22 protein-coding genes are annotated in these 25,611 nt (G+C 67.5%); 9 read left to right on the plus strand and 13 right to left on the minus strand.

The annotated features are described in order from the left end of the window. Nucleotides 1–59 precede the first annotated feature (59 nt). Together D5301_RS09810 and D5301_RS09815 are read left to right on the plus strand one after the other, a co-directional pair. Nucleotides 60–2,378 (plus strand): TonB-dependent receptor, encoded by a 2,319-nt coding sequence (locus D5301_RS09810; protein ID WP_153855524.1) that lies wholly within the window; start codon nt 60–62, stop codon nt 2,376–2,378. Nucleotides 2,379–2,399: 21 nt separating this feature from the next. Further along, a complete protein-coding gene (locus D5301_RS09815) occupies nt 2,400–3,860 on the plus strand; it encodes an esterase-like activity of phytase family protein (RefSeq protein WP_153855525.1) in 1,461 nt (486 codons plus the stop codon). Between the two features lie 64 nt (nt 3,861–3,924). Here D5301_RS09815 and D5301_RS09820 read toward each other — a convergent pair whose 3' ends face one another. The 10 genes from D5301_RS09820 to D5301_RS09865 all read right to left on the minus strand — a co-directional run bounded on the left by D5301_RS09820 (nt 3,925) and on the right by D5301_RS09865 (nt 15,646). Continuing rightward, nucleotides 3,925–4,371 carry a transposase gene (locus D5301_RS09820; protein ID WP_153855526.1) on the minus strand — a complete coding sequence of 149 codons (447 nt, stop codon included), beginning with the start codon at nt 4,369–4,371 and terminating at the stop codon, nt 3,925–3,927. A gap of 187 nt (nt 4,372–4,558) precedes the next feature. Continuing rightward, entirely contained in the window at nt 4,559–5,317 is a 759-nt protein-coding gene (locus tag D5301_RS09825) for a 2,3-dihydro-2,3-dihydroxybenzoate dehydrogenase (RefSeq protein WP_153855527.1), read from the minus strand. Continuing rightward, entirely contained in the window at nt 5,308–9,198 is a 3,891-nt protein-coding gene (locus D5301_RS09830) for an enterobactin synthase subunit F (protein WP_153855528.1), read from the minus strand. The genes D5301_RS09825 and D5301_RS09830 overlap by 10 nt, the downstream gene beginning before the upstream one ends. After that, complete coding sequence (locus D5301_RS09835; protein ID WP_049462779.1) at nt 9,195–9,452, minus strand: phosphopantetheine-binding protein; 258 nt, start codon at nt 9,450–9,452, stop codon at nt 9,195–9,197. The genes D5301_RS09830 and D5301_RS09835 overlap by 4 nt, the downstream gene beginning before the upstream one ends. After that, complete coding sequence (locus tag D5301_RS09840) at nt 9,452–10,084, minus strand: isochorismatase family protein (protein WP_153855529.1); 633 nt, start codon at nt 10,082–10,084, stop codon at nt 9,452–9,454. Before D5301_RS09840 ends, D5301_RS09835 begins: the two co-directional genes overlap by 1 nt. Beyond that, entirely contained in the window at nt 10,084–11,736 is a 1,653-nt protein-coding gene (locus D5301_RS09845; RefSeq protein ID WP_153855530.1) for an AMP-binding protein, read from the minus strand. Before D5301_RS09845 ends, D5301_RS09840 begins: the two co-directional genes overlap by 1 nt. After that, nucleotides 11,733–12,926: an isochorismate synthase gene (locus D5301_RS09850; RefSeq protein WP_153855531.1), complete on the minus strand. Its 1,194-nt coding sequence runs from the start codon at nt 12,924–12,926 to the stop codon at nt 11,733–11,735. Before D5301_RS09850 ends, D5301_RS09845 begins: the two co-directional genes overlap by 4 nt. Then, complete coding sequence (locus D5301_RS09855; protein WP_153855532.1) at nt 12,923–14,119, minus strand: MFS transporter; 1,197 nt, start codon at nt 14,117–14,119, stop codon at nt 12,923–12,925. The genes D5301_RS09850 and D5301_RS09855 overlap by 4 nt, the downstream gene beginning before the upstream one ends. Nucleotides 14,120–14,273: 154 nt before the next feature. Continuing rightward, nucleotides 14,274–14,585: a DUF3817 domain-containing protein gene (locus D5301_RS09860; protein ID WP_032129991.1), complete on the minus strand. Its 312-nt coding sequence runs from the start codon at nt 14,583–14,585 to the stop codon at nt 14,274–14,276. 125 nt (nt 14,586–14,710) lie between these two features. Further along, nucleotides 14,711–15,646 (minus strand): TIGR03571 family LLM class oxidoreductase, encoded by a 936-nt coding sequence (locus tag D5301_RS09865; RefSeq protein WP_153855533.1) that lies wholly within the window; start codon nt 15,644–15,646, stop codon nt 14,711–14,713. Between the two features lie 66 nt (nt 15,647–15,712). Between D5301_RS09865 and D5301_RS09870 the strand changes: the two genes are divergently transcribed. From D5301_RS09870 to D5301_RS09890, 5 genes are all read left to right on the plus strand, one after another. Continuing rightward, nucleotides 15,713–16,162, plus strand: coding sequence for a GNAT family N-acetyltransferase (locus D5301_RS09870; protein WP_153855534.1), 450 nt, complete (start codon nt 15,713–15,715; stop codon nt 16,160–16,162). Nucleotides 16,163–16,281: 119 nt separating this feature from the next. Next, entirely contained in the window at nt 16,282–17,802 is a 1,521-nt protein-coding gene (locus D5301_RS09875; protein WP_153855535.1) for a thioredoxin family protein, read from the plus strand. Nucleotides 17,803–18,197: 395 nt separating this feature from the next. After that, nucleotides 18,198–18,827, plus strand: a complete 630-nt coding sequence (locus D5301_RS09880) for a superoxide dismutase (protein WP_153855536.1) — start codon at nt 18,198–18,200, stop codon at nt 18,825–18,827. After that, nucleotides 18,824–19,399: a flavin reductase family protein gene (locus D5301_RS09885; RefSeq protein ID WP_110712570.1), complete on the plus strand. Its 576-nt coding sequence runs from the start codon at nt 18,824–18,826 to the stop codon at nt 19,397–19,399. Before D5301_RS09880 ends, D5301_RS09885 begins: the two co-directional genes overlap by 4 nt. After that, nucleotides 19,399–19,734, plus strand: coding sequence for a tetratricopeptide repeat protein (locus D5301_RS09890; RefSeq protein WP_008267331.1), 336 nt, complete (start codon nt 19,399–19,401; stop codon nt 19,732–19,734). The genes D5301_RS09885 and D5301_RS09890 overlap by 1 nt, the downstream gene beginning before the upstream one ends. 5 nt (nt 19,735–19,739) lie before the next feature. On the opposite strand, the gene D5301_RS09895 is transcribed toward D5301_RS09890, so the two are convergent. Both D5301_RS09895 and D5301_RS09900 read right to left on the minus strand, forming a co-directional pair. Then, nucleotides 19,740–20,888 carry an acyl-CoA desaturase gene (locus tag D5301_RS09895; RefSeq protein ID WP_071229068.1) on the minus strand — a complete coding sequence of 383 codons (1,149 nt, stop codon included), beginning with the start codon at nt 20,886–20,888 and terminating at the stop codon, nt 19,740–19,742. An 11-nt stretch (nt 20,889–20,899) separates the two neighbouring features. Next, nucleotides 20,900–21,970, minus strand: a complete 1,071-nt coding sequence (locus D5301_RS09900) for a ferredoxin reductase (RefSeq protein WP_194936625.1) — start codon at nt 21,968–21,970, stop codon at nt 20,900–20,902. Between the two features lie 92 nt (nt 21,971–22,062). On the opposite strand from D5301_RS09900, the gene fabR reads away from it, so the two are divergent. After that, entirely contained in the window at nt 22,063–22,719 is a 657-nt protein-coding gene (gene fabR / locus D5301_RS09905; protein ID WP_005409961.1) for an HTH-type transcriptional repressor FabR, read from the plus strand. Between the two features lie 637 nt (nt 22,720–23,356). Here fabR and D5301_RS24230 read toward each other — a convergent pair. Further along, the gene (locus D5301_RS24230; protein ID WP_228756371.1) at nt 23,357–23,617 is read right to left on the minus strand and encodes a hypothetical protein; all 261 of its coding nucleotides are present in this window, start codon (nt 23,615–23,617) and stop codon (nt 23,357–23,359) included. A gap of 211 nt (nt 23,618–23,828) precedes the next feature. On the opposite strand from D5301_RS24230, the gene D5301_RS09910 reads away from it, so the two are divergent. Then, a complete protein-coding gene (locus tag D5301_RS09910) occupies nt 23,829–25,499 on the plus strand; it encodes an autotransporter outer membrane beta-barrel domain-containing protein (RefSeq protein ID WP_228756372.1) in 1,671 nt (556 codons plus the stop codon). Nucleotides 25,500–25,611 lie beyond the last annotated feature (112 nt).

Genomic DNA, 25,611 nt, shown 5'->3' on the forward strand with positions numbered 1-25,611 from the left:
TTGAACTCCATGAGCTCCGCGCCCGTGCGGTGGCTCGTGCCTGCCTGAGTGTCCGTAACATGACGAAGACTTTGTTGGCCGCTGCGCTGTCGATCGCGCTCGCTCCCGCGGCCTGGGCGCAGGATGCTGCCTCGACCTCCAGCACGCCCTCCGCGACCAACCTCGATGCAGTCTCTGTGATCGGCAGCGGTGAAGCGCGCCAGGTGCAGCGCATCACCCGCGAGAACCTCGACATCCTGCCGCCAGGCACCAGCCTGCAGAAGACGCTGAACCTGCTTCCGGGTGTCAACGCGCAGTCGGCCGATGCGCTGGGCACCAACGAGCAGTCGATGACCCTCAGCCTGCGCGGCTTCAACTCCACCCGTCTCGGTTACACACTGGATGGCGTGCCGCTGGGCGATGGCGCGTACAACAACTACAACGGCCTGACCATCAACCGTGCGCTGATCAGCGAGAACATGGCCGGCGCCGAACTGGCGGTGGGCATCGGCAGCCTCGGCACGCCGTCCACCAGCAACCTCGGCGGCACCATTTCCTATACCTCCGACCGCCCGGCGCAGGAACTCGGCGGCCGCGTGGTGCAGACCTTCGGCAGCGATGCCAACCGCCGCACCTTCGTGCGCGTGGACAGCGGCGAGTACAACGGCTTCTCCGGCTACGTCTCCGGCATGAATGCCGTCTCCGATCTGTGGAACGACCAGACCGCCTACAACAAATCCATCACCAAGCAGTTCAACGCCAAGGGCGTGTGGAACTTCGGCCGCGGCCAGATCACCGGCTTCGTCGATACCTCGCGCACCACCCAGGCCGACTACTTCTACCTGTCCAAGGACGAGATGTCGCGCGGCCTGGGCTGGGACTGGGGCGGCTACGCGCCGGACTGGAACAAGGCGGTGGCCAAGGCCTACTGCAACACCGCCAGCTTCAATGCGAAGAAGTGCGACAACAGCGGCCCGGACAAGGATGCCGACGGTGCCTTCACCGCCGGCCAGATCCTGCGCGATGACAACCTGTACTACCTGGCCGGTGATTTCTTCCTGGCCGATGGCTTCAGCCTGCGGGCGCTGGCCTACCACCACGATGACCGCGGCGAAGGCCACAACTGGAACAGCGGCGCGTGGTCGAACAAAGGCACCGCGCAGGAGATCCCGATCATCTTCCGCAACACCATCTATACCATCGACCGCGACGGCGGCACGCTGTCGTTCGACTGGGAGCTGGGCGCGCACCGCATCGAAGGCGGCGTCTGGTACGAGCGCAATACCAGCAGCGCCGAGCGCTACCAGACCGCCGTGGACGGCCCGCGTGACCTGAGTGGCATGAACACCCTGCCCTCCGATGTCGGCGTGTTCGCCCAGCGCACCCGCTGGAAGACCCACCAGTTCTTCCTGAAGGACACCTGGCGCCTGCTCGATGACCGCCTGACCCTGGAATTCGGCGCCAAGAGCCCGCACGCCACCTCCGATGCACAAGCACTGCCGGGCGATGCGAAGACGCCGATCTCGCCGACCTCCAACAACCAGTTCGCCACCGGTTCGTTGAAGGCCAGCAAGAATTTCCTGCCCAGCATCGGCGCCAACTTCCGCCTGGCCGAGCACCACGAGATCTTCGCCAGCTACGCCGAGAACATCGCCATGTTCCAGGGCGGCTTCAAGCTCGGACCGCAGGCGGTGAGCCAGGCCACTTGGAACGCGCAGGGCAACCTGAAGCCGGAGGAGTCGCGCTCGCTGGAAGCCGGCTACCGCTTCGTCACCGATACCCTGCAGGCCTCGATCGCGGCCTACAGCGTGCGCTTCGACAACCGCCTGCTGCAGTACAACCCCTGTGATTCGCGGCAGCCGGTCGGCCCGACCTGCGGCAACCGCTTCTACAACGTGGGCGGCGTCGACAGCCGCGGTGCCGAGCTGACCGTGCTGTGGACCCCGAACGAGCACTTCAGCTGGTACACCTCGGCCTCGCTGAACCGTTCGACCTACGCCTCCAACTACGTGCAGGCGGGCGTCGAGCAGCAGATCAAGGGCAGGATCCAGACCGATACGCCCAAGCAGCTGCTGGCCACCGAGATCACCTGGCGCGACAACGGCTGGTTCGCCAGCCTGCGTGGCAAGTACACCGGCGAGCGCTTCTACACCTACACCAACGACCAGGGCTTCGGCGGCTTCACCGTATTCGACCTCGCCGGTGGCTATGACTTCGGCCAGGTCGGCTTCGCCAAGGGCATGCGCCTGTCGTTCAACGTGACCAACCTGACCAACAAGCGCTACGCCAGCAACCTGGATTCGAGCGTGTTCGCGCCCAGCGACCCGGCCGGCAAGCTGTATGTGTTCCATGCCTCGGCACCGCGCCAGGTGTTCGGTACGATCGACCTTCGCTTCTGATTGACCGCCCGGAGTCCACCGATGTTCGCGACCGCCCTGCTGCTGGCCACGCTCTCCGCCAGCGGATACTCCGCTCCCCACGAGGCCGCTGGCGCACCGCCACGCACCCTGCAGTTGGGCGGTCGTACCTACGTGGATAAAGGCCTGGTCGCCGCCGGGCGGCTGCCGGCGGGCACGGTGGACTTCCTCGGCGACACGCTGGGCTCGTTCTCGTCGCTGGCGGTACAGCCTGGCACCTGGAAGCGCACCGCCAGCGGCTACGAAGGCGTGCTGTGGACCCTGCCCGACCGCGGCCGCAACGACCCCGAGGCTGGCCTGTTCTACGACTACGCCGGCCGCGTGGAGCGCATGCAGCTGCGCATCGACATTGCCCCAGGCAAGCCCGGTGCGCTCGGCGCGCTGACGATGGTGCCCGACAAGGGCGTGGTACTGAAGGATTTCAACGGGCAGCCGTTCACCGGTGCTGACCCGGGTGAGCACACGATCACCCAGCGCGATGTGGTGCTGCCCTCGCCGGCCAGCGGCGCAGGCGCGGGCAAGGTCTCGCTGGATGCGGAATCGCTGCAGTTTACCGCCGATGGCCACTTCTACATCGGCGACGAGTACACCGCCAACGTCTACTACTTCGATGCGCAGGGTCAGCTGCAGGGTGTGATCGTGGCACCGCCCGCGATCAGGCCGCAGCGCGAGGGCAAGCCAGCGTTCGGTTCACTGGCGCCACCGCAGACCGGCCGCCGCAACAACCAGGGCGTGGAAGGCATGAGCCTTTCGCCCGACGGTACCCGCCTGTTTGTCGCCCTGCAGAGTGCAACGCTGCAGGACAGCGCGGAGGGCAATGCGGCCGGACGCATCAACACCCGCGTGCTGGTCTACGACGTGACGGTCTCGCCGACGCCACAGCAACCGATCGGCCATTACGTGATGGCCCTGCCCGCCTATGCACACGACGGCAAGGGCAAGCTGGACCGCACCGCCGCGCAGAGCGAGCTGCGCGCATTGGACGACAATCGCTTCCTGCTGCTGGCCCGCGATGGCAATGGCCTGGGCAAGGATGGCGACGACCCGATCGTCTTCAAGTCGGTGCTGCTGGTGGATGTGGCCGAAGCCAGCAACCTGGCCGGCAGCACCTATGAAACCGGCACGACCTCGGTACTGGCGGATGCGGCGGACACCACGTTGAAGGCCGGCATCGTGCCCGCGCGCAGCGACGAACTGCTGAACCTGCTCGACCGCCCGCAGCTCGCGCGTGCCGGCCTTGACCTGGACACCAAGCGCGGCCCGCATGCCGGTCTGCTCTCGGAAAAGTGGGAAGCCATGGACGTGCTGCCTGCCTTGGACCCGCAGCATCCGAACGACGTGCTGTTGCTGATCGGCAACGACAACGACTTCATCGCCCGCCACTGCCGCATGCAGGGCCAATCCTGCGACAGCCCGTACGACAACGACAACCGTGTGCTGGTCTACCGCCTGACGCTGCCCTGACTGCAACGTGTATTGCCGCAACCGTCTCGCTCGAAAGCCTGGTAGTGCCGGCCGCTGGCCGGCATCACGCCCAGACCGACCACGCATGTGGGTACTCGCCAATCTGCCCGGCAAGATCAGCGCGCACCGGATTCCCCAGGATATACAGGGCTTGCCGCGCCAGCGACTCCTCAGCCCTCACTGCATGATCGAAGTAGCCAGGCTGCCATACCGTACTTCGACGCCCCGCCAGGCGATTCAGGGCAAGCGCGCTTGACGACTTCATTCGGCGCGCAATGTCTGGAAGGTGAGCTGCACGCAGCTCGAACATCCAGTGGACGTGATCCGGCATGACGACCCACGCGAGTGACTGCACCAGCCCCCGACGTTCGATGTAATGGAACTGGTCGATTACACATGCCACTGCAGCTTCGCTTTCAAAGAGCCGGCGGCGCTGATGCGTCGTCGTTGTCAGAACGTAGACCTGACCGACAATGGAACGCCGGCCCAGGCGGAGGCGGTGGCTGCTCATGCCCCATGGTGGAGCGATCATTGGGCGTTGAACGTCAGGCCATGCCTCGATGAATGTTCGGAGATGTCTGAAGTTGAATGAGGTTGCCGGCCAGCGGCCGGCACTACCGGGAACTATGGGTTGCCGGCCAGCGGCCGGCACTACCGGGGGCCATGGGTTGCCGGCAGGTGGTCGGAATATGCAGGACTCACCCGCGCAGGGTGGCGCCGCCGTCCACGTACAGGTCACTCATCGCCACGTGCCCGGCCTGCTCGGAGAGCAGGAACATCACCGAATGAGCGATGTCTTCCGGGGTGGCCAGCTTGCGCAGCGGGATGCCGGCCTTGTACGTCTCCAGGCTGCCGGCGATCACCCGCTCTGCGCCATGCGCGTCCTGCCACATGCCGGTCTGCATCGGGGTCAGCGTTGAACCCGGGGCGACGATGTTGCAGCGGATGCCCAGCGGCGCCAGTTCCAGCCCGAGGCAGCGGGTGAACATCGTGGCAGCAGCCTTGGACGCGGCGTAGGCGGCCATGCCGTGCCGCGGCACGCCGGCGGCATTCGAACTGACGGTGACGATCGCACCCTGACCTCGCGGTGACATCACCCGCGCCAGCGCACGCCCGACATGGAACACACCATCGGCATTGACCGCGAATACCCGGCGCCAATCGGTATCGGTGGTCTCCGTAACAGCTCCCACATGCAGGACGCCCGCCACGCTGGCGGCGAGACCGATCGGCCCAATGCTGGCTTCCACACGATCCACCAGGGCGTCCACCGCTGCGCTGTCGGTCACGTCGAGCGCAAACGCCTGCACACGTGCATCCACTACCACAGGCGCCTCGCGGTCGGTTGCCACCACAGTGCAGCCGGCCTCGGCCAACAGCCGTACCAGTGCCTCGCCGATGCCGCCGGCGGCACCGGTCACCAGTGCCACGCGACCTTCAAAGCCGGTCAACTGCATGTTGCGATCTCCTGTTGCTCATCCCAGTGGCGCAGGCGCGCCGACAACCACGGTGCCAGCTGCGCCACCGCATCGCGGCCGGTCAGCTCGGCATGCAGGAACGGCAGTTCCAGCGCCTGCACCTTGCGCGCGTGCGTGCGCCACAGTGCCGACTGCAGCTGCGGCCGCGCCTGATGATCCCGGCCAGCGCGCACGTGCACCAGCGTGCCGTCGAACGGTTGGTGGATGTGCTCGCGGATCAACCGGTTGGTGCCGGTCACCGCACGCACCACGCCATCGAGCACTACATCCGGCAGGCTGCCGAGCGCACTACCACCGCGACGCAGGAAGCCGAGAATGCGTTCACGGCTGTCCAGCTCCGGATGTGCATCCGGGTCATGGCCGGCAATCGCCAGCAGCGCACGCAGTGCGGCGATGGCATCGGGTTCCGGCTCGGCCCGCCAGCATTCGCTGGGATAGGCGTCGAGCAGCACCAGTTCGCCGACTTCGCGCCCGATCTCATGCAGGCGCACCGCCATTGCCTGCGCGAGGATGCCGCCCACCGACCAGCCCAGCAGATGCACCGGTCCCTTGGGTTGCAGCGTGACCACCCGCTGCACGTAGTCATTGGCCATGGCTTCGATGCTGGATGGCAACGGCTGCTTCGGATCCAGCGCGGGCGACTGCAGGCCATACACCGGGCGTGCCGGCTGCAGGGCGCGCGCCAGCGTCCGGTAGTTCCAGGCGATGCCACCGGCCGGGTGCAGCACGAACAACGGAGTGGGCCTGTCAGCATCAGTGGCAGCCAACGAGATCACCGGGCCCAACGCGTGGTCGGCCAGCGCCGGCGGCTCGGCAATGCGCGTCGCCAACGCGGCCACGGTCGGCTGCGCGAACAAGGCACCGAGGCCGAGGTCACAGCGCCAGCGTTGTTCGATGGCCAGCAGCAGGTGCACCGCGGACAGCGAGTCGCCGCCGAGACTGAAGAAGTCCGCATCCACTGCCACCGCTGCCTCGCGGCCCAGCGCCTGTGCGAACAGCACTGCCAGTTCCTGTTCCAGCGGCGTGCGCGGCGCCAGTCCGGCAATCTCGCTCTGCGGCGGCTTCGGCAAGGCGGTGCGGTCGAGCTTGCCGTTGGCGGTCACCGGCCACTGATCCACGCCAACGAACGCCGACGGCACCATGTAGTCCGGCACGTGCGCGGCCAGGTGGCTGCGCAGCATCACGGCATCGGCAAGCGCCGCTGGCACATAGGCCACCAGCCGGGCATCACCGGGTGCATCCTGGCGCAGCAGCACCTCCACCCGCTCCATGCCCGGCAGCATACGCAGTGCCGCCTCGATCTCGCCCAGCTCGATGCGCAGGCCGCGCAGCTTCACCTGGTGGTCGCTGCGGCCCAGGTATTCGACTGCGCCGTCACTGCGCCAGCGCGCCACGTCGCCAGTACGGTAGATGCGCTCCCCTGGCAGGAAGGGATCGGCCAGGAAGCGTTCGGCGGTCAGGTCATCGCGGCCAAGATAGCCGCGTGCCAGCTGCACGCCGCCCAGATACAGGTCGCCCGGCACGCCCACCGGCAGCGGCTGCATCCGCGCATCCAGCACGTACAGGCGGGTGTTCCAGACCGGGAAGCCGATCGGTACCGGCCGTGAGCGGTCCTGCGCCCAAGCCGGCCAGTAGCTCACGTCCACTGCCGCTTCGGTCGGGCCATACAGGTTGTGCAGTTCGGCCTGCACGCGCCCATGGAAACGATCACGCAGCGATGCGTCCAGCGCCTCGCCACTGGTGAACACGCGGCGCAGCTGCAGGCCTTCGGAGGCAGGCGCGGCAAGGAACGCGTCGAGCATCGACGGCACGAAATGTGCGGTGGTGATGTCGTGGGCACGCACAAGCCGTGCCAGCTCGGTCGGATCACGATGCGCGTCCGGACCCGCCACCACCAGCGTCGCGCCGCACAGCAGCGGCAGGAAGAATTCCCAGACCGAAACATCGAACGTGGCCGGGGTCTTCTGCAGAACACGGTCATCGGAACGGATGCCGTAGTGCTCGCGCATCCACAGCAGGCGGTTGACGATGGCGCGGTGCTCGATGACGACGCCCTTCGGCTCGCCGGTCGAACCGGAGGTGTAGATCACATAGGCTGCATCGCTGGGCGCCGGATCGGCCCACGGTGCTGCGAAACTCAGCGCGGTCCATTGATCGGGGGCAAGCACCGGCACACCGTCCATGCGCGCCGATACCTCTGCCGCAGCCAGTACGCACGCCGGCTGCGCCGAGGCGAGAATGCGCGCGAGGCGCTCATCGGGATGGGCAAGGTCCAGCGGCAGGTAAGCGGCACCCGCACGCAGCACCGCCACCAGCGCGATCACCAGTTCCAGCGAGCGCGGCAATGCCACCGCCACCACACTGCCCGGACCGACCGCCATCGCGCGCAGTTGTGCCGCCAGCGCGAAACTCCGCGCTTCCAGCGTTGCGTAGTCCAGCGTGGTGTCGCCGAACACCAGCGCAGGCGCGTGCGGATCACGGTCCATGCCCTGCTGCAGCAGTTCAACCAACGTAGTCTGTGGCAGCGCATGCGCGGTGGCATTGAAACCATGCACCACCTGCTGCGCTTCTGCGACGGTGGCCAGCGGCACCGCCGCGATGTCTTCGGCCTCCAGCGCCGCCGACACGAAATGCAGCAACCGCGTCGCGTGCGCCTCCACATCGTCGCGACTGTACAACGCGGGATTGGCCTCGATCTCCAGATCCAGCAGGTGCTGGCCGTCGCCACGGAAGCCCAGCGTCAGATCATCCACCGGCCCGGTGCACAGCACTTCCAGCGTCGCCCGCACGCCGTTCAGTGCCAGTGGCTTGTAGAACGGCTGCACATTCACCAGCGGACCGTGCAGGCGCTGCTGCGCGCCCACCAGGCCCAGGTCGCGGCGCAACTGCTCGCCACGGTAGCGGCCGTGCTTGCGGCCCTGGCTGAGCTGCCGGCCCAATGCCCGGGTAAACGCCTCGGCACTGCCCTCGCCGGCCGCCACCCGCAGCGGCAGCACATTCATCACCATCGCCGGCACCCGCGCCGATGCGTTGCCGAGCCGCCCCATGTAGGGCACCCCCAGCACCACTTCATCGGCGGCGCTCATCCGCCGCAGGTACTCGGCCGACAACGCGGCCAGCACATCCGGCCAGGGCTGCAGCCAACGCACCGATGCCTGCAGCAGCTGCTCACGGAATGCAGCATCGAGCGGCTGCACCCAGCGCAGCGCGTCGTCACTGGCCGCGAGCGTACCGGCCAGGCCCGCGCCCGCCGGCGCGCCCTGCATCTGTTCGCGCCACCACTGCCCGGCTTGCGTGCGGCGCGGGTCGGCACGATAGGCGGCATCATCGGCCAGCACGCCCGCCAGCCCCGGCAGTGCCTCACCCGCACGACCGGCATACAAGGCGCACACGCGATCAGTAAACAGCGCCATGCCGTAACCATCCGCGGCCAGATGATGCACGCGCAGGTACCAGACCCAGCGCTGGCCACCCAGATCGAACAACACCTGCTGGCTTATGCGGTCGCGGGTCGGATCGACCGCGCTGAGCCGGTCGGCCTGCATCAGGGCACGCGCCGTCGATGCCGGGTCTGTCTCGCCGGATAGATCGCGCACCGACAGCAGCGGCACGTGCGACGGGTCATGCCACTGCAACGGCTGGCCGTCGGCCCCTTCGGCAAAGCGCAGTGCAAAGGCCTGCGCCTCGCCCGCAGCCTGGTCCGCCGCAGCGACGAACGCGGCCACATCCAGCGGACCGTCGATCCACACCGCATGTGCGGTATTGAATGACGGATTGTCCGGTGCCAGCCGCTGCGCGAACCACAGTCCGGCCTGGGCCTCGGTCAGTGCCACCGGCGTGGCCAGCACAGCGACGTTCATGCGTTCTGCGCGGCCTGCAGCTTCTGCACCACCCCCCACCACTGGCGCAACGTGGTGTGTTCGGCCAACTGCGAGAACTCCAGCGGCAACCCGGTGTTGCCCCAGGCCAGGACCAGGCCGAGCATGCGCATCGAGTCCAGATCCAGGTCGATCAGGTTGTCGTCGTCACCGATCTCGGCCGGCGTGCACTCCAGCACGCGCGCAACGTCGGCACGCATCCGCTCCAGATCCAGCGCATCACCCGTGGCAGCCATCACAGCACCTCCAGCAGCTGATCGGTGGTCATCGGTACGCCACAGGTGCGCGCGATCCAGTGCAGCGCCTGATCGTGATCGGCACGCGAAAAGTCCGCCACCGCATCGGCTGCGATGAACGCCTCGATATCGCGCTGGAACGCCTCCACCACGGTCGCGGTGCAGCCGATATGGGCGTACACGCCAGTCACCAGCAACTGGTCACGGCCGCGCACCCGCATCAGCGTTTCCAGGTTGCTGCGCTGGAACGCGCTGTAGCGGTGCTTCACCAGCACATGCTCGCCCGGCTGCGGTGCCAGTGCCTCGATGATCGGCTCATGGTCGGCACTGCGGCGCATGCCCGGCCCCCACAGGTCAGCCTGCAGGCCGCGGTCACGGCGGTCCTGATCGCCATGCTGGGCGGTGTAGAACACCGGAATACCCTGCGCGCGGCAATGCGCCAGCAGGCGCGCGATGTTGTCCACCGCCAGCCGCAGCGGTGCGTTCCCGGCATCGAATGCGGCCAGGAAGTAGCGCTGCATGTCGTGCACCAGCAGTGCGACACGATCACGCTGCGGGCGCCAGGGGCCACGCGCCTGCGGCAGTTCGGCAGCGGTCGGCAAGGGATAGTTGGTGATACGGGGCAGCGCCATCAGCGCGTTCCTCCTGTCTGTTGCAGATGACGCGCACGCAGCTGCGCACGCAGTTCGCGGCGGCTGATCTTGCCGACCGCAGTGGTATCGAAACTGTCGACGAACACGACCTGGTCCGGCACCTTGAAGGCGGCCAGGCCGCGGGTACGCATCCAGGCCTTCAGTGCCGGCGCCTTGATCGGCTCCCCCTGCTGGATCACGAACGCGCAGCTGCGCTCACCGAGATACTCGTCGGGAATGGAGACCACGGCCGCGTCGAACACACCAGGGTGGGCCAGCAGGTGATCTTCAATCTCCTCGGCGGAGATTTTCTCGCCCGCCCGGTTGATGTGGTCACCGGCGCGGCCCTGCACCACCAGATAGCCACCGGCCAGCTGCTGCACGCGGTCACCGGTTCGGTAGAAACCGTCGTCGGTGAACGAACGCGCGTTGGCCACCGCATCGTTGTGATAGCCACGGATGGTGTACGGGCCGCGGGTCAGCAGATGGCCCACTTCACCCTCAGCCACCGGCTGGTCGTGGTCATCGACCACGCGCACTTCGTCGTCCGGGCTGATCGGCCGGCCCTGGCTGGCCACGATCAGTTCCTCCGGATCATCCAGCCGGGTGTAGTTGACCAGGCCTTCGGCCATGCCGAACACCTGCTGCAGGGTGCAGCCCAGGCCGTCGATCACGCGCCGTGCGGCTTCCGGTACCAGCTTGGCGCCGCCCACCTGCAGCACCTGCAGGCTGGACAGGTCGTGCTTGCTCGTAGCCGCCGCCTGCGCCCACAGCAGCGCCAGCGGCGGCACCAGTCCGCAGCAGGTCACCTGTTCGCGGGCGATCAGCGGGAAGGCCGCATCCGGGCCGGGACCGGGGCTGAGCACCACGCGGGCGCCGGCATACAGCGCACCGAAGAAGCCGGGCGAACTCATCGGGAAGTTGTGCGCGGCCGGCAGCGCGACCAGGTAGACGCTGTCGCGGTCGATGCCGCAGAGGTCATTGCTGGCGCGGAACGAGTAGATGTAGTCGTCGTGCGTGCGCGGGATCAGCTTGGACAGGCCGGTGCTGCCACCGGAGATCTGCAGGAACGCCACCGACTGCGGGTCCGGGTCGGCCGGCAGCTCGCTGCGATCGCCCTGCAGCGCCTCCAGCGCGGTGAACTCCGCCGCATCGCCGTCGATGACCACGTGGCGCAGCGCCGGCACCTCGGCCTGCAGCGCCCGCGCCAGCCCGCGATGATCAAAGCCATCGTGCAGGTCGGCAGTGATGTAGGCACTGGCCTCGGCCTTGTTGGCGAAGTGCACCAGTTCGGTGATGCGATGCGCCGGCAACGCGTATACCGGCACCAGGCCCGCACGGAACAGTCCGCATACGGTGGTGATGAACCCGGCAGTGTTGCCCAGCTGCACCAGCACCCGCTCACCCGGCTGCAGGCCGAGTGCCAGCAGGCCCGCGCCGATGCGTCCGGCTTCGTGCCACAGCTGCGCGTAGCTCAGGCGGACATCACCAGCGACCACCGCGATGTCATCCGCATAGCATTCCGCGCGCTCGCGCAGGAACGCCGGGAAGGTCTCGCCACGCCAGTGGCCCGCCTCGCGATAGCGCGCCATCAGCGCATCGGGCCATACCTGCTGCAGTGGCAGGCGGGAGGAATCCGTGGAGGTGGTCATGCGGCAGGCTCGATGACGGGCGCGGATTCATGGACACCCAGCGCGTTCAACAGGGCAGCGAACTTCGCTGCGGTTTCGGCGACCTCGGCCTCGGGCTGCGACTCGGCGACGATGCCGGCGCCAGCGTACAGGCGCAGCTGCGTGCCCTGCAGGCGTGCGCAGCGGATCGCCACGTACCAGTCGCCATCCCCTTGCGCATCCAGCCAGCCGACCGCGCCGGCATAGAAGCCACGCGGTACAGGTTCCAGCTCGCGGATGCGCTGCAGCGCCGCCAACCGCGGCGTACCGCAGACTGCTGGCGTGGGATGCAGCTGTGCCAACAGCTCGGCCGCCGATGTCTGCGGATCCTTCAGGGTGGCATGGATGCGGGTGCCCAGGTGCCACATGCTGGCGGTCGCGTGCAAGGCCGGGCGCGGCTGCGCATCGATGTGGCTGCAGTACGGCGCCAGGCCATCGACGATGGCGTCCACCACATGGCGGTGCTCGTCATGGTCCTTGGTTGAAGCCAGCAATGCCTGCGCGGCACGCTCGTCCTCGATGGCATCGGCGCTGCGGCGTGCGGACCCGGCCAGCGGATGCGACAGCAGCTGCACGCCGCGCTTGCGCAGCAGCAGCTCCGGTGTTGCGCCGACCAGCCAGGCCGGTGCCTGCCCCAGTTCCACCGGCAGCGGCACCGCATAGGTGGCCACCGAGGGATCCGCGCCCAACCGCGCCAGCAGCACCTCCGGAGACAACGCCGCGCGGGTGCGTGCCAACAGGCTGCGCGCGAGCACTACCTTATGCAGATCCTGATCGGGCGCGCGCAGCGCCGTCACTGCCGCGGCAACCGCGGCGGCATAGTCCTGCGCTGCGGGCTCCGCCTGCAGCGCGCCCTGCAGCGCCGGTGCCGCCTGCGGCTGCAACGGCAGCGCCGGCAGCAGGCGCTCGGGCTGGTACAACGCATCGTCGGCTCGCGGTTCGAACGGCACCGCACCCACCAGCAGGCCCGGACCGCCGCGCTGCTGGGCAAAGAATTCCGCAACACGCTCAGCCAGGGTCGCCAGCGCGCCACTCGGCAGCGTCGCCCGGCAACCACGTGCGTGCACGTGCTGGCCAGCATGCTGCAGCAGGAACAGCGACGCGTCATCGGTGTTTTCCGGCGCGGCCGACGCAGCCTCCGGCCACGCGCCCTGCATCAGGGAATCGTTCATGGGGTCTCCTTCATCCGATGCGCTGCAGCCAGCGCGCACAGCAACAGCAACAGCGCGCCGACCAGCAGGTAAGGCAGGCTTGGCCCGCCGCGATACAACAGCGTGCCGAGCATCGGCCCGGCCACCATGCCCAGCCCCTGTGCGGCCGCCACCGTGCCGGCCGCGGCGCCCTGCTCGTGCGCCTCCACCGCATCGGCGGCCAGCGCCTGGAACGAGGGGAATACGAAGCCCATGCCGAACGCGGCCAACGCGTACGCCGCCGGCAACTGCCAGGCCTGCTGCACGCCCGCCACCGAAGCGAAACCGATGCCGGAAATCAACGCACCCAGGATGATCCAGCGCCGCGGATGCACCTCCAGCTTCATCACCAGCGCCTGCGCCAGGATCAGGCCGACGCCGACCGCCGTGAGTGCAATGCCGGCCATGCGCGCGCCCGCCGCTGCATCCAGGCCGAGGCGGTCGATCGCGAAGAAGCCGACCGTCACCTGCGCGATGGTCACCGAGACCATGGCGATGAACGCCGCCAGCTGTGGCAGGCGCAGGCGCGGGTCGAGACGGCTCATCGGCTGGCGGCGTTGCGCAGAAGCGCTCTCCACCGGCGGTGTGGCCGGCAACCGCCACGCCAGCAATGCCAGCGCAAGCAGCGGCAACAATGCGGCCACATACAGCGCCAGCGACAGATTCGTATAGGCCAGCCAGCCAGCGGCGGCCGGGCCAAGCACCATGCCCAGCGCGTTGGCGCTGCCCAGGCGAGCGAGGAATTTCGCACGTTGGCCGGTCGGTGCCTTGTCGGCGATCAGCGCGGCAGCGGTAGGAGGCACCGCGGCGTAGAACAGGCCGATCAGGCCACGCGCACCGACCAGCACCAGCACCGATACCAACACAGGCGGCACCGCCTGCAGGGCCACGTCGATGAACACCGCCAGCGCGATGTAGACCACGGTGTAGGCACTCATCGCCAGCATCAGCACGCGCTTGCGGCCGATGCGGTCGCTGAGCTGGCCCCAGGGGCGCGCGGCCAGCATCCACAACACACCGGCGGCGGTGACCGACAGGCCGGCATGCCACTCGGACAAACCGAGCATGCGGACCACCGGGCCGATCACGGCGACGAAGGACATCATCGCCATGGTGCCGATCAGGGCAGCCAACACCAGCGCCGGCAAGCCGGGAACGACGGGACGTGCGTGCATGAAACACCAGCCGTAACAGGAAAGGATGGCCGGGCGCGTCTGTACGCCCCCGCCCGGCACCGGTCCTGCTCAGGGCCCGATGCCATCCTTAAATGATAACGGCTCGTATTTGCATTTGATACCCATTCTCTTGAATGGGCATGCAACAGTGGGTTCAGCGCATTGCACGCAGGCCCAGCAGACCACGGCGCTTGAACCACCACTCCAGCGGCAGCGTCACCAGCGGCGGGATCGCCGCCAGCAGGGCCAGGGCACTGGCCCACCACGGCCAACGCAGGCGTACTGCCGCGAACAGCGTCACCGCCACGTAGACCAGGAACGCCACGCCGTGCAGGGGGCCGAACAGCTTGACCAGCGCAACGTTGGCCATCGGGCCGTACTTCATCCACATGCCGATGAGCAGGCCGGCCCAGGTCACGGCCTCGATGAAAGCGACCGCCGCGAACAGGCGTCCAGTCGGGTGCATGGGGGAACGTTGGGTCACGCGGAGCTCCGTCATCGGGATATCAAATGCGAATGATACGCAGATGCGAACCCCATGTAGAGTCGAGCCGTGCTCGACTGCTGGAACGTGTCCACCAAGGTGGACACCTACCGGAGCACATCCGGCAGAACCTGCTCGCCGATCTCGCGCAGCACGGCGTCCATCGCCCGCCCGTTGTCGACCAGGTTGAACATCACATGTGCCACGCCCTGCGCATGCACGCGCAGCAGGTAGTCACGCAGACCATCGCGGCCGACCTTCAGGCCCAGCGGCAATGGCTCGGCGGGCGCCTGCGGATCCGCCTGCAGGTCCAGCTGCATCGACTGCACGAACGGCTTGCCTGCCCCGCCGCGCTGCACCAGCGCCTGCTGCCATAGGCCGATGCGTCCTTCCTGCGCAACCTCCTCGCGGTGATAGGTGGCCCAACCTTCGGCCTCACGCGCGATCCATTGCAGGCTCTGTCGCGCAGTACCCACCACCAGCATCGGAATGCGCGTTGCCGGCGCCGGCAGCACGTCGAAGCCGCCGGTCGCCTGCAGTACGGCGGTCCGCTCATCGGCCTCCGGTGACAGTGCTGCGCGCAACAACGTCCAGCGCTCACGGAACGTCGCCGCCCTGCCCTCCAGATCCTCGCCGAACGCAGCAAATTCTTCCGGGCGGTCACCCGAACCCAGCCCGAGCACGAAGCGCCCGCGACTGATCCGGTCCAGGCTCAGCGCCAACTTCGCCACCTGCAACGGCTGCCGCAGCGGCAGCACAATGGCTGCGCTGCCGACCACGATGCGCTCGGTCGCTGCAGCCAGCATGCCCAGCCACAGGAACGGGTCATCCAGCGCACTCGCTGTTGCATCCGGGCCCTGCGGCACCATCAATGGCACGTCGCGCGTCCATAGCGCGGCGAAGCCAAGATCATCGGCCAGCCGTGCGATGCGCCGCGCCTCGTCCGGATCGGCCAGTCCATGCGCCGCAACCGGCGTCATCAGGCCCAGGCTCAGTCCTTGTTGAGGAAACAACGAAGCATGGGCGGGATTGAATTCACTCATGCCGCCAGCTTAGCCTGCAGGTCTGCGGCAACGATGATGCGCCGCCCACCACAGGAAGAACACTGCATGCCAAGGATCCGCCCTGCCCACGCCGATGACCTGCCTGCGATCAGCGCGGTATGCCTGGCCGCGTTCAACGAGGCAGTGGCGCCGTCTCTCAGCGCGGCCGGCATCGCCGCCTTCGGCAGTGTCGCAGCAGCCGATGCGTTTGGTGCGCGCCTGCAGGGTGACAACCACATCCTGGTGGCCGAACAGGATGCGCGCGTGGTCGGCGTGGTCGAACTGAAGGAGGGCCGGCACCTGGCAATGCTGTTCGTCGATCCCGCCTGCCAGGGCCAGGGCATCGGCCATGCCTTGCTCGAAGCCGTGCTGCCGCAGGTACGCGAGCCGGTCCTGACCGTGCGCGCCTCGCTCAACGCAGTGCCTGCCTACCTGCGCTATGGCTTTGTGCTGGATGGCGAGGTCGGCGAGATCAACGGGCTGGTGTACCAGCAGATGGTGCGGGCAGCGGCCTGAAGGCAACCGCCCGGCAATGCCCGACGGGCGTCATGCCCTGCGGCACGCCTGTCATAAGCAAACTGAATCAGCAGGCTCCCCGGCGGTTCCTACAATGGCCTGTCACCCTACCCTTCGAGATGCTGCCGATGCGCGTCGCGCTTTCCGTGTTGCTGCTGGCCTCGGCGCTGAGCGCCTGCACCCCGGCCCCGGTTCCAACCGCCAACTCCGCCGAGGCTCCCGCACCGGCCACGGCCATCGCCTGGCGCCAGGGCGACGTCGATGATGCCTTCGCCGAGGCCGCCGACAGCGGCAAGCCGGTGCTGCTGTACTGGGGTGCCGTCTGGTGCCCACCGTGCAACCAGCTCAAGGCCGGCCTGTTCAAGGACCCGGCCTTCATCGCACTGACCAGCAAGTTCGTGCCGGTCTACCTGGATGGCGACGAGGAAGGCGCGCAGGCCTGGGGCGAACGCTTCGGCGTGCGCGGCTATCCCACGCTGATCGTGCTGGACCCACAGCGCAACGAAATCACCCGCGTCGCCGGTGGCAATGACGCCGCCGAACTGACCCGGGCACTGACCGTGGCCGCGGGCCGCCGCAGCGCTGTTGCGGCCACCTTGGCCACCGCGCTGGCAACACCGGACCGACTGGCCGCCGAAGACTGGCAGGTGCTGGGCGACTACGGCTGGGAAGTGGACGCCAACCGCCTGGCCGGCGAGCGCAGGAGCCAGGACGTGCTGCGGCAACTGTCCAAGGCCGCACCGGACGCTGCCCTGCAGCGTCGTTTCGCCCTGCTGGCTCTGGCTACAGCCGAAAAGCCCGATGCCTCGCCCACCGAAGTGCGCGAACTGCTGCAGGCGGCGCTGGCGCAGCCCGCCGAAGTACGCCGCAACCGCGAGCTGCTGGGTTATGCCGGCGCCAAGCTGGTGAAGCAGGCCAGCACAGGCCCGGCCACGTCCAACACCCTGGGCCAGCAACTGCTGGTCGCACTGGAGCGCGCCGATGCCGAGCGCGGTGACCGCGCCGACGATGCGTTGTCGCGCGCATTGACCGAAGTGTCGCTGGCCCGCCAGCAGCAACCCAAGGGCGCGTTGCCGGCGGCGCTGGTGGAACGGGTCAAGCAGCGCGTGGCCGCGGCCGATGCCGCCGCCACCGATGCGCATGCACGCCAGGCCACGATCAGCAGCGCGGTATATGCCCTGCGCGAAGCGGGCGATGACGCCGGTGCCGAGGCGCTGTTGCTGGCCGAGCTGAAGCGCAGCGAGCAGCCGTACTACTACATGCCCGAACTGGCCGAACTGGCCGAGCAGCGCGGCGACACCGCCGGTGCGCTGGAGTGGCTGAAGCGTGCCTACGACGGTGCACAGGGCCCGGCCACCCGCGTGCAGTGGGGCGTGCTGTACGTGGAAGGGTTGCTGCGGCTGGCCCCGGACGATGCGCCGCGCGTCGAGCAGGCCACTGCCTCGCTGATTGCCGAACTGGAAGCACAGCCGTCGGGCTACCACCAGCGCACCCGCCAGCGCTTCGAGCGCCTGGCCGGGGAGTTGAAGGCGTGGAGCGGCAAGCACCAGGGTGCGGAGACGCTGGCGCGATTGCAGCAGCGGATGCAGCAGGCATGCGGCGAACAGGCGGATGGTGCATGCAAGGACTGGTTGAGTTGATGAAAGCGCTGGCGGCTAGTTCGCCTGCCGGCGCTTTTGTTGATATCGGTTGTGGCGGGGGGAGGGGCTGGCCGGGACACGCCGTAAACCCATCCTTGGGGGCTCGATGGCGCCATCCATGGCGCCAACGGTCCCGGCCAGCGCCTCCCCCCGCCACCGGACGGTTTCCTGTGAGCGCGGGCAGCACATCAGCGCGCCGGTGAGGGTTCGGAACGCGGGTTCTGGTAGTGCCGGCCGCTGGCCGGCAACCCGACCTTCGCTGAATGCCGGCCAGCGGCCGGCACTACCACGCCTCCGTCTTGACCTCTTGATCTCTTGACCTCAACCAATGTTGAGGTGCGATAACGATCTCCCCACGGCCAGCCCTTCTGGCCTTCCCCACGGAGATTGCTTCGATGTCGTACTCGCTTCCCCCGCTCCCCTATGCCTATGACGCCCTTGAGCCGCACTTCGATGCGCGCACGATGGAGATCCATCACAGCAAGCACCACCAGACCTACGTCAACAACCTCAATGCCGCCATCGAGCAGGCCGGTATCGCCGAGCAGCCGGTCGAGGCGCTGATCGCCAACCTCGATGCCGTGCCCGAGGCGCAGCGTGGCGCGGTCCGCAACAACGGTGGCGGCCACGCCAACCACAGCCTGTTCTGGACCGTACTCAGCACCAACGGCGGCGCACCCGATGATGAGCTGGCCGCCGCCATCGACCGCGATCTGGGTGGCTTCGATGCCTTCAAGGAGGCCTTCACCAAGGCTGCGCAGACCCGCTTCGGCAGTGGCTGGGCCTGGCTGACCAGCGATCGCGATGGCCGCCTGCAGGTGGAAAGCAGTGCCAACCAGGACAGCCCGTTGATGGGCACGGCGGTCGGCCTGTCGGGCAATACCCCGATCCTCGCACTGGACGTCTGGGAACACGCCTACTACCTCCACTACCAGAACCGCCGCCCGGACTACATCGGTGCGTTCTTCAACATCATCAACTGGGCCGAGGTCGGCCGGCGCTACCGCCAGGCCCGGGCCTCATGAGCGGCGAGACACTGCCGTACGCCGGGCCGTGGGCGGGGGTCTTCCCCGCCCCGGCCCCGGTGCCGTCGGTCGAGATGCCGCCGCGTGCCCTGCGGCGGCTGCTCGGCCACTTTCCTACCGGCGTGGCCATCGTCTGCGCGCGCGATGCGCAGGGCAACCCCATCGGCCTGACCATCAATTCGTTCGTGCCGGTGTCATTGCAGCCGCCACTGGTGCTGTGGAACCTGGCGTTGCACGCGCAGAGCCTGTCCACCTTCCAGCGCGCCACCCGCTTCGCGATCAGCGTGCTGGCGGCCGACCAGGAAGCACTGGCCCGGCGCTTTGCCGATCCGCAGGTACGCAACCGCTTCGACGGCCTGGCATTGCTGGATGACGACGAGGACGCCCCGCCACGCATCGCCGGTGCGGTAGCGCATCTCACCTGTACCCGCCACGCACAGTGGCCGGTGGGCGATCACCTGTTGCTGGCCGGCCGCATCATCGAGGTGCACGAGAACGGCGGCGCACCGCTGCTGTTCCATCGCGGCCGCTTCCAGCCGGGACCGGCCGAGCTGCTGGTGGAGGTGCGCTGATGAACATCGAGGCTCTGGAATGCATGCTCGCCAGCGGCAAGGACGGCGCACTGCTGCGCTTCGGCCTGGGCAAGGGCTGGCTGGATGCCGGCAACCCGGTGCGCGCGGCGACCCATCTGGGCCGTTGCGTGGTCCTTGATCCGCAGTATTCGGCGGCGTGGAAGCTGCTGGGCAAGGCCTGGCTGGCCAGTGGCCAACCGCAGGCGGCGCGCGAAGCGTGGCAGCGCGGGCTGAGCGTGGCCGGCAGCAAGGGCGACCAGCAGGCACGCAAGGAAATGCAGGTGTTCCTGCGTCGCCTGGACCGCGAACAGGCGGCCCTGGCGAAGGCGGGCTGAGTCGATCAGCCCGCGTTGGCCGATGCCGGTGCGGACATGATGTCCGACATCGGCAGGCGGCGCGGCTTGCTCGGGAACGCGTGGCGCAGGATGCGCCAGACCACCTGGCCGAACTGGCGCGGCAGCGAGCCGTTGTTGTAGTGCTGGCCGTAGCGGCGGCAGATGTCCTTCACTTCCTTGGCGATGGCCGCATAGCGGTTGGCCGGAAGGTCCGGATAGAAGTGGTGCTCGATCTGGTGGCTGAGGTTGCCCGACAACACATTGATCAGGAAGCCACCACTGATGTTCGACGAACCGCGCAGCTGGCGCAGGTACCAGTGACCGCGCGACTCATTGCGCAGGCACTCCTTCGGGAAGGTTTCCGATTCAGCGGTGAAGTGGCCGCAGAAGATGATTACGTAGGTCCAGATGTTGCGCAGGCCGTTGGCGACCAGGTTGCCCAGCATCACGGTGAGGAAGAACGGACCGGCCAGCAGCGGGAAGAACACGTAGTCCTTCAGCACCTGGCGCAGCATCTTGCGCGCCACCGGACGGGTCTGCAGCCACATCGCACGGCTGCTCATGCGGCCCTTCAGCCAGCGGCCCAGGCGCAGGTCCTGCGCGGCCACGCCCCACTGGAACAGCAGCGCGAAGATCGGCGCGATGATCGGCTGCAGCAGGTAGAACGGCTTCCAGCGCTGTTCCGGGAAGATGCGCAGCAGGCCGTAGCCGATGTCATCGTCCATGCCACGCACGTTGGTGTAGGTGTGGTGGCGGAAATTGTGGGTCTTGCGCCAGTTGTCGGCGGTGGCAACGATGTCCCACTCGTAGGTGTTGCCGTTGAGCTTGGGGTCGCCGGTCCAGTCGAACTGGCCGTGCATGACGTTGTGGCCCAGCTCCATGTTCTCCAGGATCTTCGACAGCGCCAGCAGCAGCGTGCCGGTGATCGCGGCCGGCCACAGCAGCGGCATCCAGAACAGTGGCGAGAACGCCGCAAGGAACAGCAGGCCACGGCCACCCACGCCGAACCAGCGCACGGCGGCGGCCACGCGGCGGATGTAGCGGGTATCGGAGGCGCCGAGGCTGCCGATCACGCGGTCGCGGATCGCGTCGAGTTCCTCACCGAAGGCATGCATCTCGGCAGTACTCAGGGCACGGTCGGTAGCGCGGGTCATGGCAGGCGTCCTCAGAGATCCAGGGTCAGGTCGGTGGTCGGTGCGCTCACGCAGATCCGTACCGGCTGCGCCGTTTCGGACTGCAGGTCGCCGGTGCGCAGGTGGCGGGTCGCACCACTTACACGGTCACAGGAGCAGCTGTTGCAGATACCCATGCGGCATCCATGTTTGGGCTTGATGCCATGGGCTTCGAGGCTTTCCAGCAGCGAGCGGCCACGCGGCACGCTCAGCTGGCGACCACTGCGCGCAAGCGTCAGCGACACTTCGCCTTCACTGTCGGCATCGCGAAGCGGCGCTGGCGGGGTGAAGGCTTCGGCCTGGAAACCGGCCACCTGGTGCGCCAGGCGCTCGCGCGCGGCGGCAACGAAGCCGTCCGGGCCGCAGGCCAGCACATGGCGCTGCGCCAACGGCGTGTCATCGCCGACCACCTGCAGATCGTGGGTATCGATACGCGCGGCCGGTGCTTCGCCTTCTCGGGTGGTCAGCAGGTGCACGCGCAGGTTCGGGTTCGCTGCGGCCAGCGCCTGCAGTTCATCACGGAACTGCAGGTGGGCGGCGGTGCGTTCCCAGTAGAACAGGTCCACCGGCGCCGCCAGCGGGCGCTGGCAGGCCTCGCGCAGGAGGCTGCGCATCGGCGTGATGCCACTGCCGGCCGCCAGCAGCAGCACCGGCGCCGCGGCCGGCATGTGGAATTCGCCGAAAGCGGCATCGAGACGGAACAGTTCGCCCGGCTGCGCATGGTTGACCAGATGCTGGCTGACCCGCCCGCCATCGACCGCCTTGACGGTGATCGCCAGCTCGCGCCGACCCAGTGCGGTCGGGCTGTAGCTGCGCTGCCACAGGCGTCCTTCAATCTCGACGCCGAGGGTGACGTGCTGGCCGGCACGCATGCCGGCCCAGTGCCGGTTGGTGCGCAGGACCAGGGTCGCCGCGCCCTCGCCGGCCGGCTCGCGCCGGACCAGGCGGGCCACCGGCTCGCGCAGGGTCCACAGGGGATTGAGCTGGCCCGCCCAGAAATCGAACAGCGACGGCGAGACCCAGCGGTACGGAGAGAACAGGGACGGACGGACGACAGCGCTCATGGGCGCACTATACGGGCGCACATACACCTGTGTATACATGTGTATATTGAACCGGATTGGGTATGATTCAGCCTCGCCCCACCGGAACCCCCATGGCCGCCGCCACCGCCTTGTCGACGCCCGAAGATGCCAACAGCCCGGCCCGCCGTACGGTGAGCCGCGAGGATCTGCTGGCTGCTGCCCTGAAACTGATCGGGCCGCACCGCAGCCTGTCCACGCTCAGCCTGCGCGAAGTGGCACGTGAGGCCGGCATCGCGCCGAACAGCTTCTACCGGCAGTTCCGCGACATGGACGAACTGGCCGTGGCGCTGATCGATGCGGCCGGCCGCTCGCTGCGCACCATCATCGGCGAGGCCCGGCAGCGCGCCACCTCCACCGCCACCAGCGTGGTGCGGGTCTCGGTGGAGACCTTCATGGAGCAGCTGCGCGCCGACGACAAGCTGCTGCACGTGCTGCTGCGCGAGGGCGCAGTCGGCTCGGACGACTTCAAGCATGCGGTCGAACGCGAGCTGCACTACTTCGAGGAAGAGCTGCAGCACGACCTGGTGCGCCTGGCCGCACTGGATGGCGCCGTACTGCATGCCCCGGAACTGGTGGCCAAGGCCATCACCCGGTTGGTGTTCGCGATGGGCGCCACCGCCATGGACCTGCCGCCGGAGAAGGATCCGGAGCTGGTCGAGCAGATCTCCACGATGATCCGCATGATCATCGTCGGCGCCCGTACCCCCGCCGCGTTCCGCCGCGGCTGATTCCTGGCCGCTTGCCGGATCGATGGCGTCCGGCCCTGGCGGCAGACGCTGCGCTCCTCAGTGGGTCTTCACCTCGATTGTCGCAGCGCAGCGACGGACGCCGGCGCGCCTGAATGAACTGGATCACCCGTCACATATCTACATATGTGAATAGGGCTTCGCGTGGTTCCGACACGATCTTCATGACGCCCTCACCTGCCGTGCACTATTCCAGCACGGCGACCCATTCAGCTGAATACGTCAGTGAACGGCGTTTGAACCCAATCGGTGTCGCTGCAGTCGTTTCAGATTAATTGCATGGCCCAGGCAAGACCCGATCCGCACAGTGCCGCCTCCGGCCCTGCGGATGCAGGTCCCACCCAACGTTCCAAGGAGACACACCCATGCGCATGATGCAGTTCACACCGAAGATTGCTTCCACTTTTGTCCGATCACGGCTGAGCCAGATTATTGCCACCGCATTGATTCTGGCCGGTGGAGCGTCGTGGGCGCAGGCCCAGTCGATCGGCCCAGGGCAGACGCTCGTGATCACGCCGGGCAGCCCTCGCGAAGGCACCCAAGTATCGTTGGCTGGTGGAACGCTCATTGTTCGCGACGCGAACGTAGGCAGGATCAGTTCGGCTTCAACTGCAGGTGGTCAGCCGTCAAGCATCCAACTGTACGGCGCAACGCTCAACAACGCCTCAACAAGCCCGAGCCAGGTTGCAAACAGCAATGCCATCCTTGATAACTCAACAGTTCTCGGCGGCATGACGCTCTCTTCACAACGACATTCCCCCGAGCGCCCCCGCGCTTCAATCACAGCAAACGAAAGCCAGATCAGCGGGCATTCTTTCGCACTCAATGCAAACGCCGGCGGCACCTTGAATGCCAGCAGGACACAATTGACCAGCGACATGATTGCCATTCGAATTGGTGCTGCTGCGGTCAACCTTCGGAGTGGATCCAGCGCCATTGGCGAAGAAAATGGCATCAGGATGAGCTATTCCACCGTGCTCGCTGCCGAGTCTCCCGACAGCTCCTACTGGGGATTGCTCGTAGATGATTCGCGGCTGGAAGGGCGAGCCGGAGCCGCATTGTCGCTTGCTGCTGGGACGCACCCTGAAGTCATGCGAGTCGCCCTGCAGAACAATGCCGTTCTGGTCGGAGGCAATGGGAATATCATTGAGATCGGTAGCGATGCTGCCTATGACATCACCGCCCGCACCTCCACGCTCAAGGGCGATATCACCATCGCCGATACCGCCACCGGCGCGCTGCGCTTCCTTGACGGCCTCGACCTCACCGGCCGCATCCTCGGCCCGGCCGATGTCACCGTCGATCAGGGCGGCCGCTGGACGCTGTCCGGCGACAGCAACACCGGCAACCTCACCCTGGGTGCGGGCAGCGACATCTTCCTCGGTGCTGCGGGTACGGCGGCGTATCCGCAGCTGACCGTCAACGGCAACTACGCCGGCAACGGCGGCACCCTGCACTTCAACACGGTGCTGGCCGGCGACGACGCAGCAAGCTCGCGCATGCACGTGACCGGTGATACCAGCGGCACCACCCAGGTCACCGTCAACAACATTGCCGGCGCTGGCGCACAGACCGTCAACGGCATTCCGCTGGTGCAGGTGGACGGTGCCAGCAATGGCCACCTCGCGCTGCAGGGCCGCGCCATCGGTGGCATGTACGAGTATTTCCTGCGCAAGGGCACACCCGGCGCGACCAACGGCAACTGGTACCTGACCTCGGCCTACACCGGCAATCCGTGCGACATCAATCCGGCGCTGCCGGAGTGCAAGCCTGTGGATCCGACCGACCCGACCGACCCGGTTGATCCGGTGGACCCGGAAGTGCCGGTCGACCCGGTCCCCGTGCTGCGTCCGGAGCCCGGAGCGTACCTGGCCAACCAGGCCGCGGCCGTGCAGATGTTCCAGCTGCGCCGCCATGACCGCGGCGAGCCCAGCTTCGACCGCGCCCGCATCGGCACCTGGGTGCGCGCCGGGCGTGACCAGCTGCAGGCGAACGTGGCCGGCCAGGTCGATGCCCGTACCCACATCAACACCCTGCAGCTGGGCAGCGATGTCTGGCGCTGGGGCGATGGCCGTGGCCAGGTCGGCGTGATGCTGGGCACCGGCGAGGCGACCACGCAGGCGGTGTCGACGCTGAGCGGTTATGGCACCCGCGGCAAGGTCAAGGGCAAGTCGGCCGGTGTCTACCTGGGTTGGGTGCAGGATGCACAGAGCAGTGCCGGCCTGTATGTGGACGGCTGGCTGCAGGCGGCACGCTTCGACAACGAGGTGCAGGGCGAAGGCATCGCCCGCGAGACCTACGATTCCAGGACTCGGAGCGCATCGCTGGAAGCCGGTTATACCTGGGCCATCCGCAGCAGTGAGGCCAGCACGCTGTACCTGCAGCCGCAGGCGCAGCTGACCTGGACCGACTACGAAGGCGACAGCCTGGTCGAAAACAATGGCACCACGGTCGAGGATGGTCGCGGCGGCGGCCTCAACAGCCGCCTCGGCGTACGCCTGTTTGGCCAGGGCACACTGCAGGGCAACCGCGTGCAGCCGTTCCTGGCGGCGAACTGGCTGCGTGGCCAGCGCGACGCGTCGATGCGCTTCAACAGCGAGTCGCTGAACGCGAAGACGCCGGAGAACCGCTACGAGGTACAGGCCGGTGCCCAGCTGCAGCTGGGCCAGCGCTGGAGCGCATGGGGTGACCTGCGTGTGCAGCGTGGCGACAGCGGCTATCGCAACCACGGCGCCCAGGTCGGCCTGCGCGCCGCCTGGTAAGCCCCCTCGCCGCCCTGGGACCAGCCCGGGGCGGCGTCTCTCGATTCTCCATCGCACCCTGCCGGGCATGACATCCGGCAGGGTTTTGCTGACGCAATGTAATGTTATAACA

The sequence above is a fragment of the Stenotrophomonas sp. MH181796 genome, from assembly GCF_009659995.1.
GTDB classification, from domain to species: domain Bacteria; phylum Pseudomonadota; class Gammaproteobacteria; order Xanthomonadales; family Xanthomonadaceae; genus Stenotrophomonas; species Stenotrophomonas riyadhensis.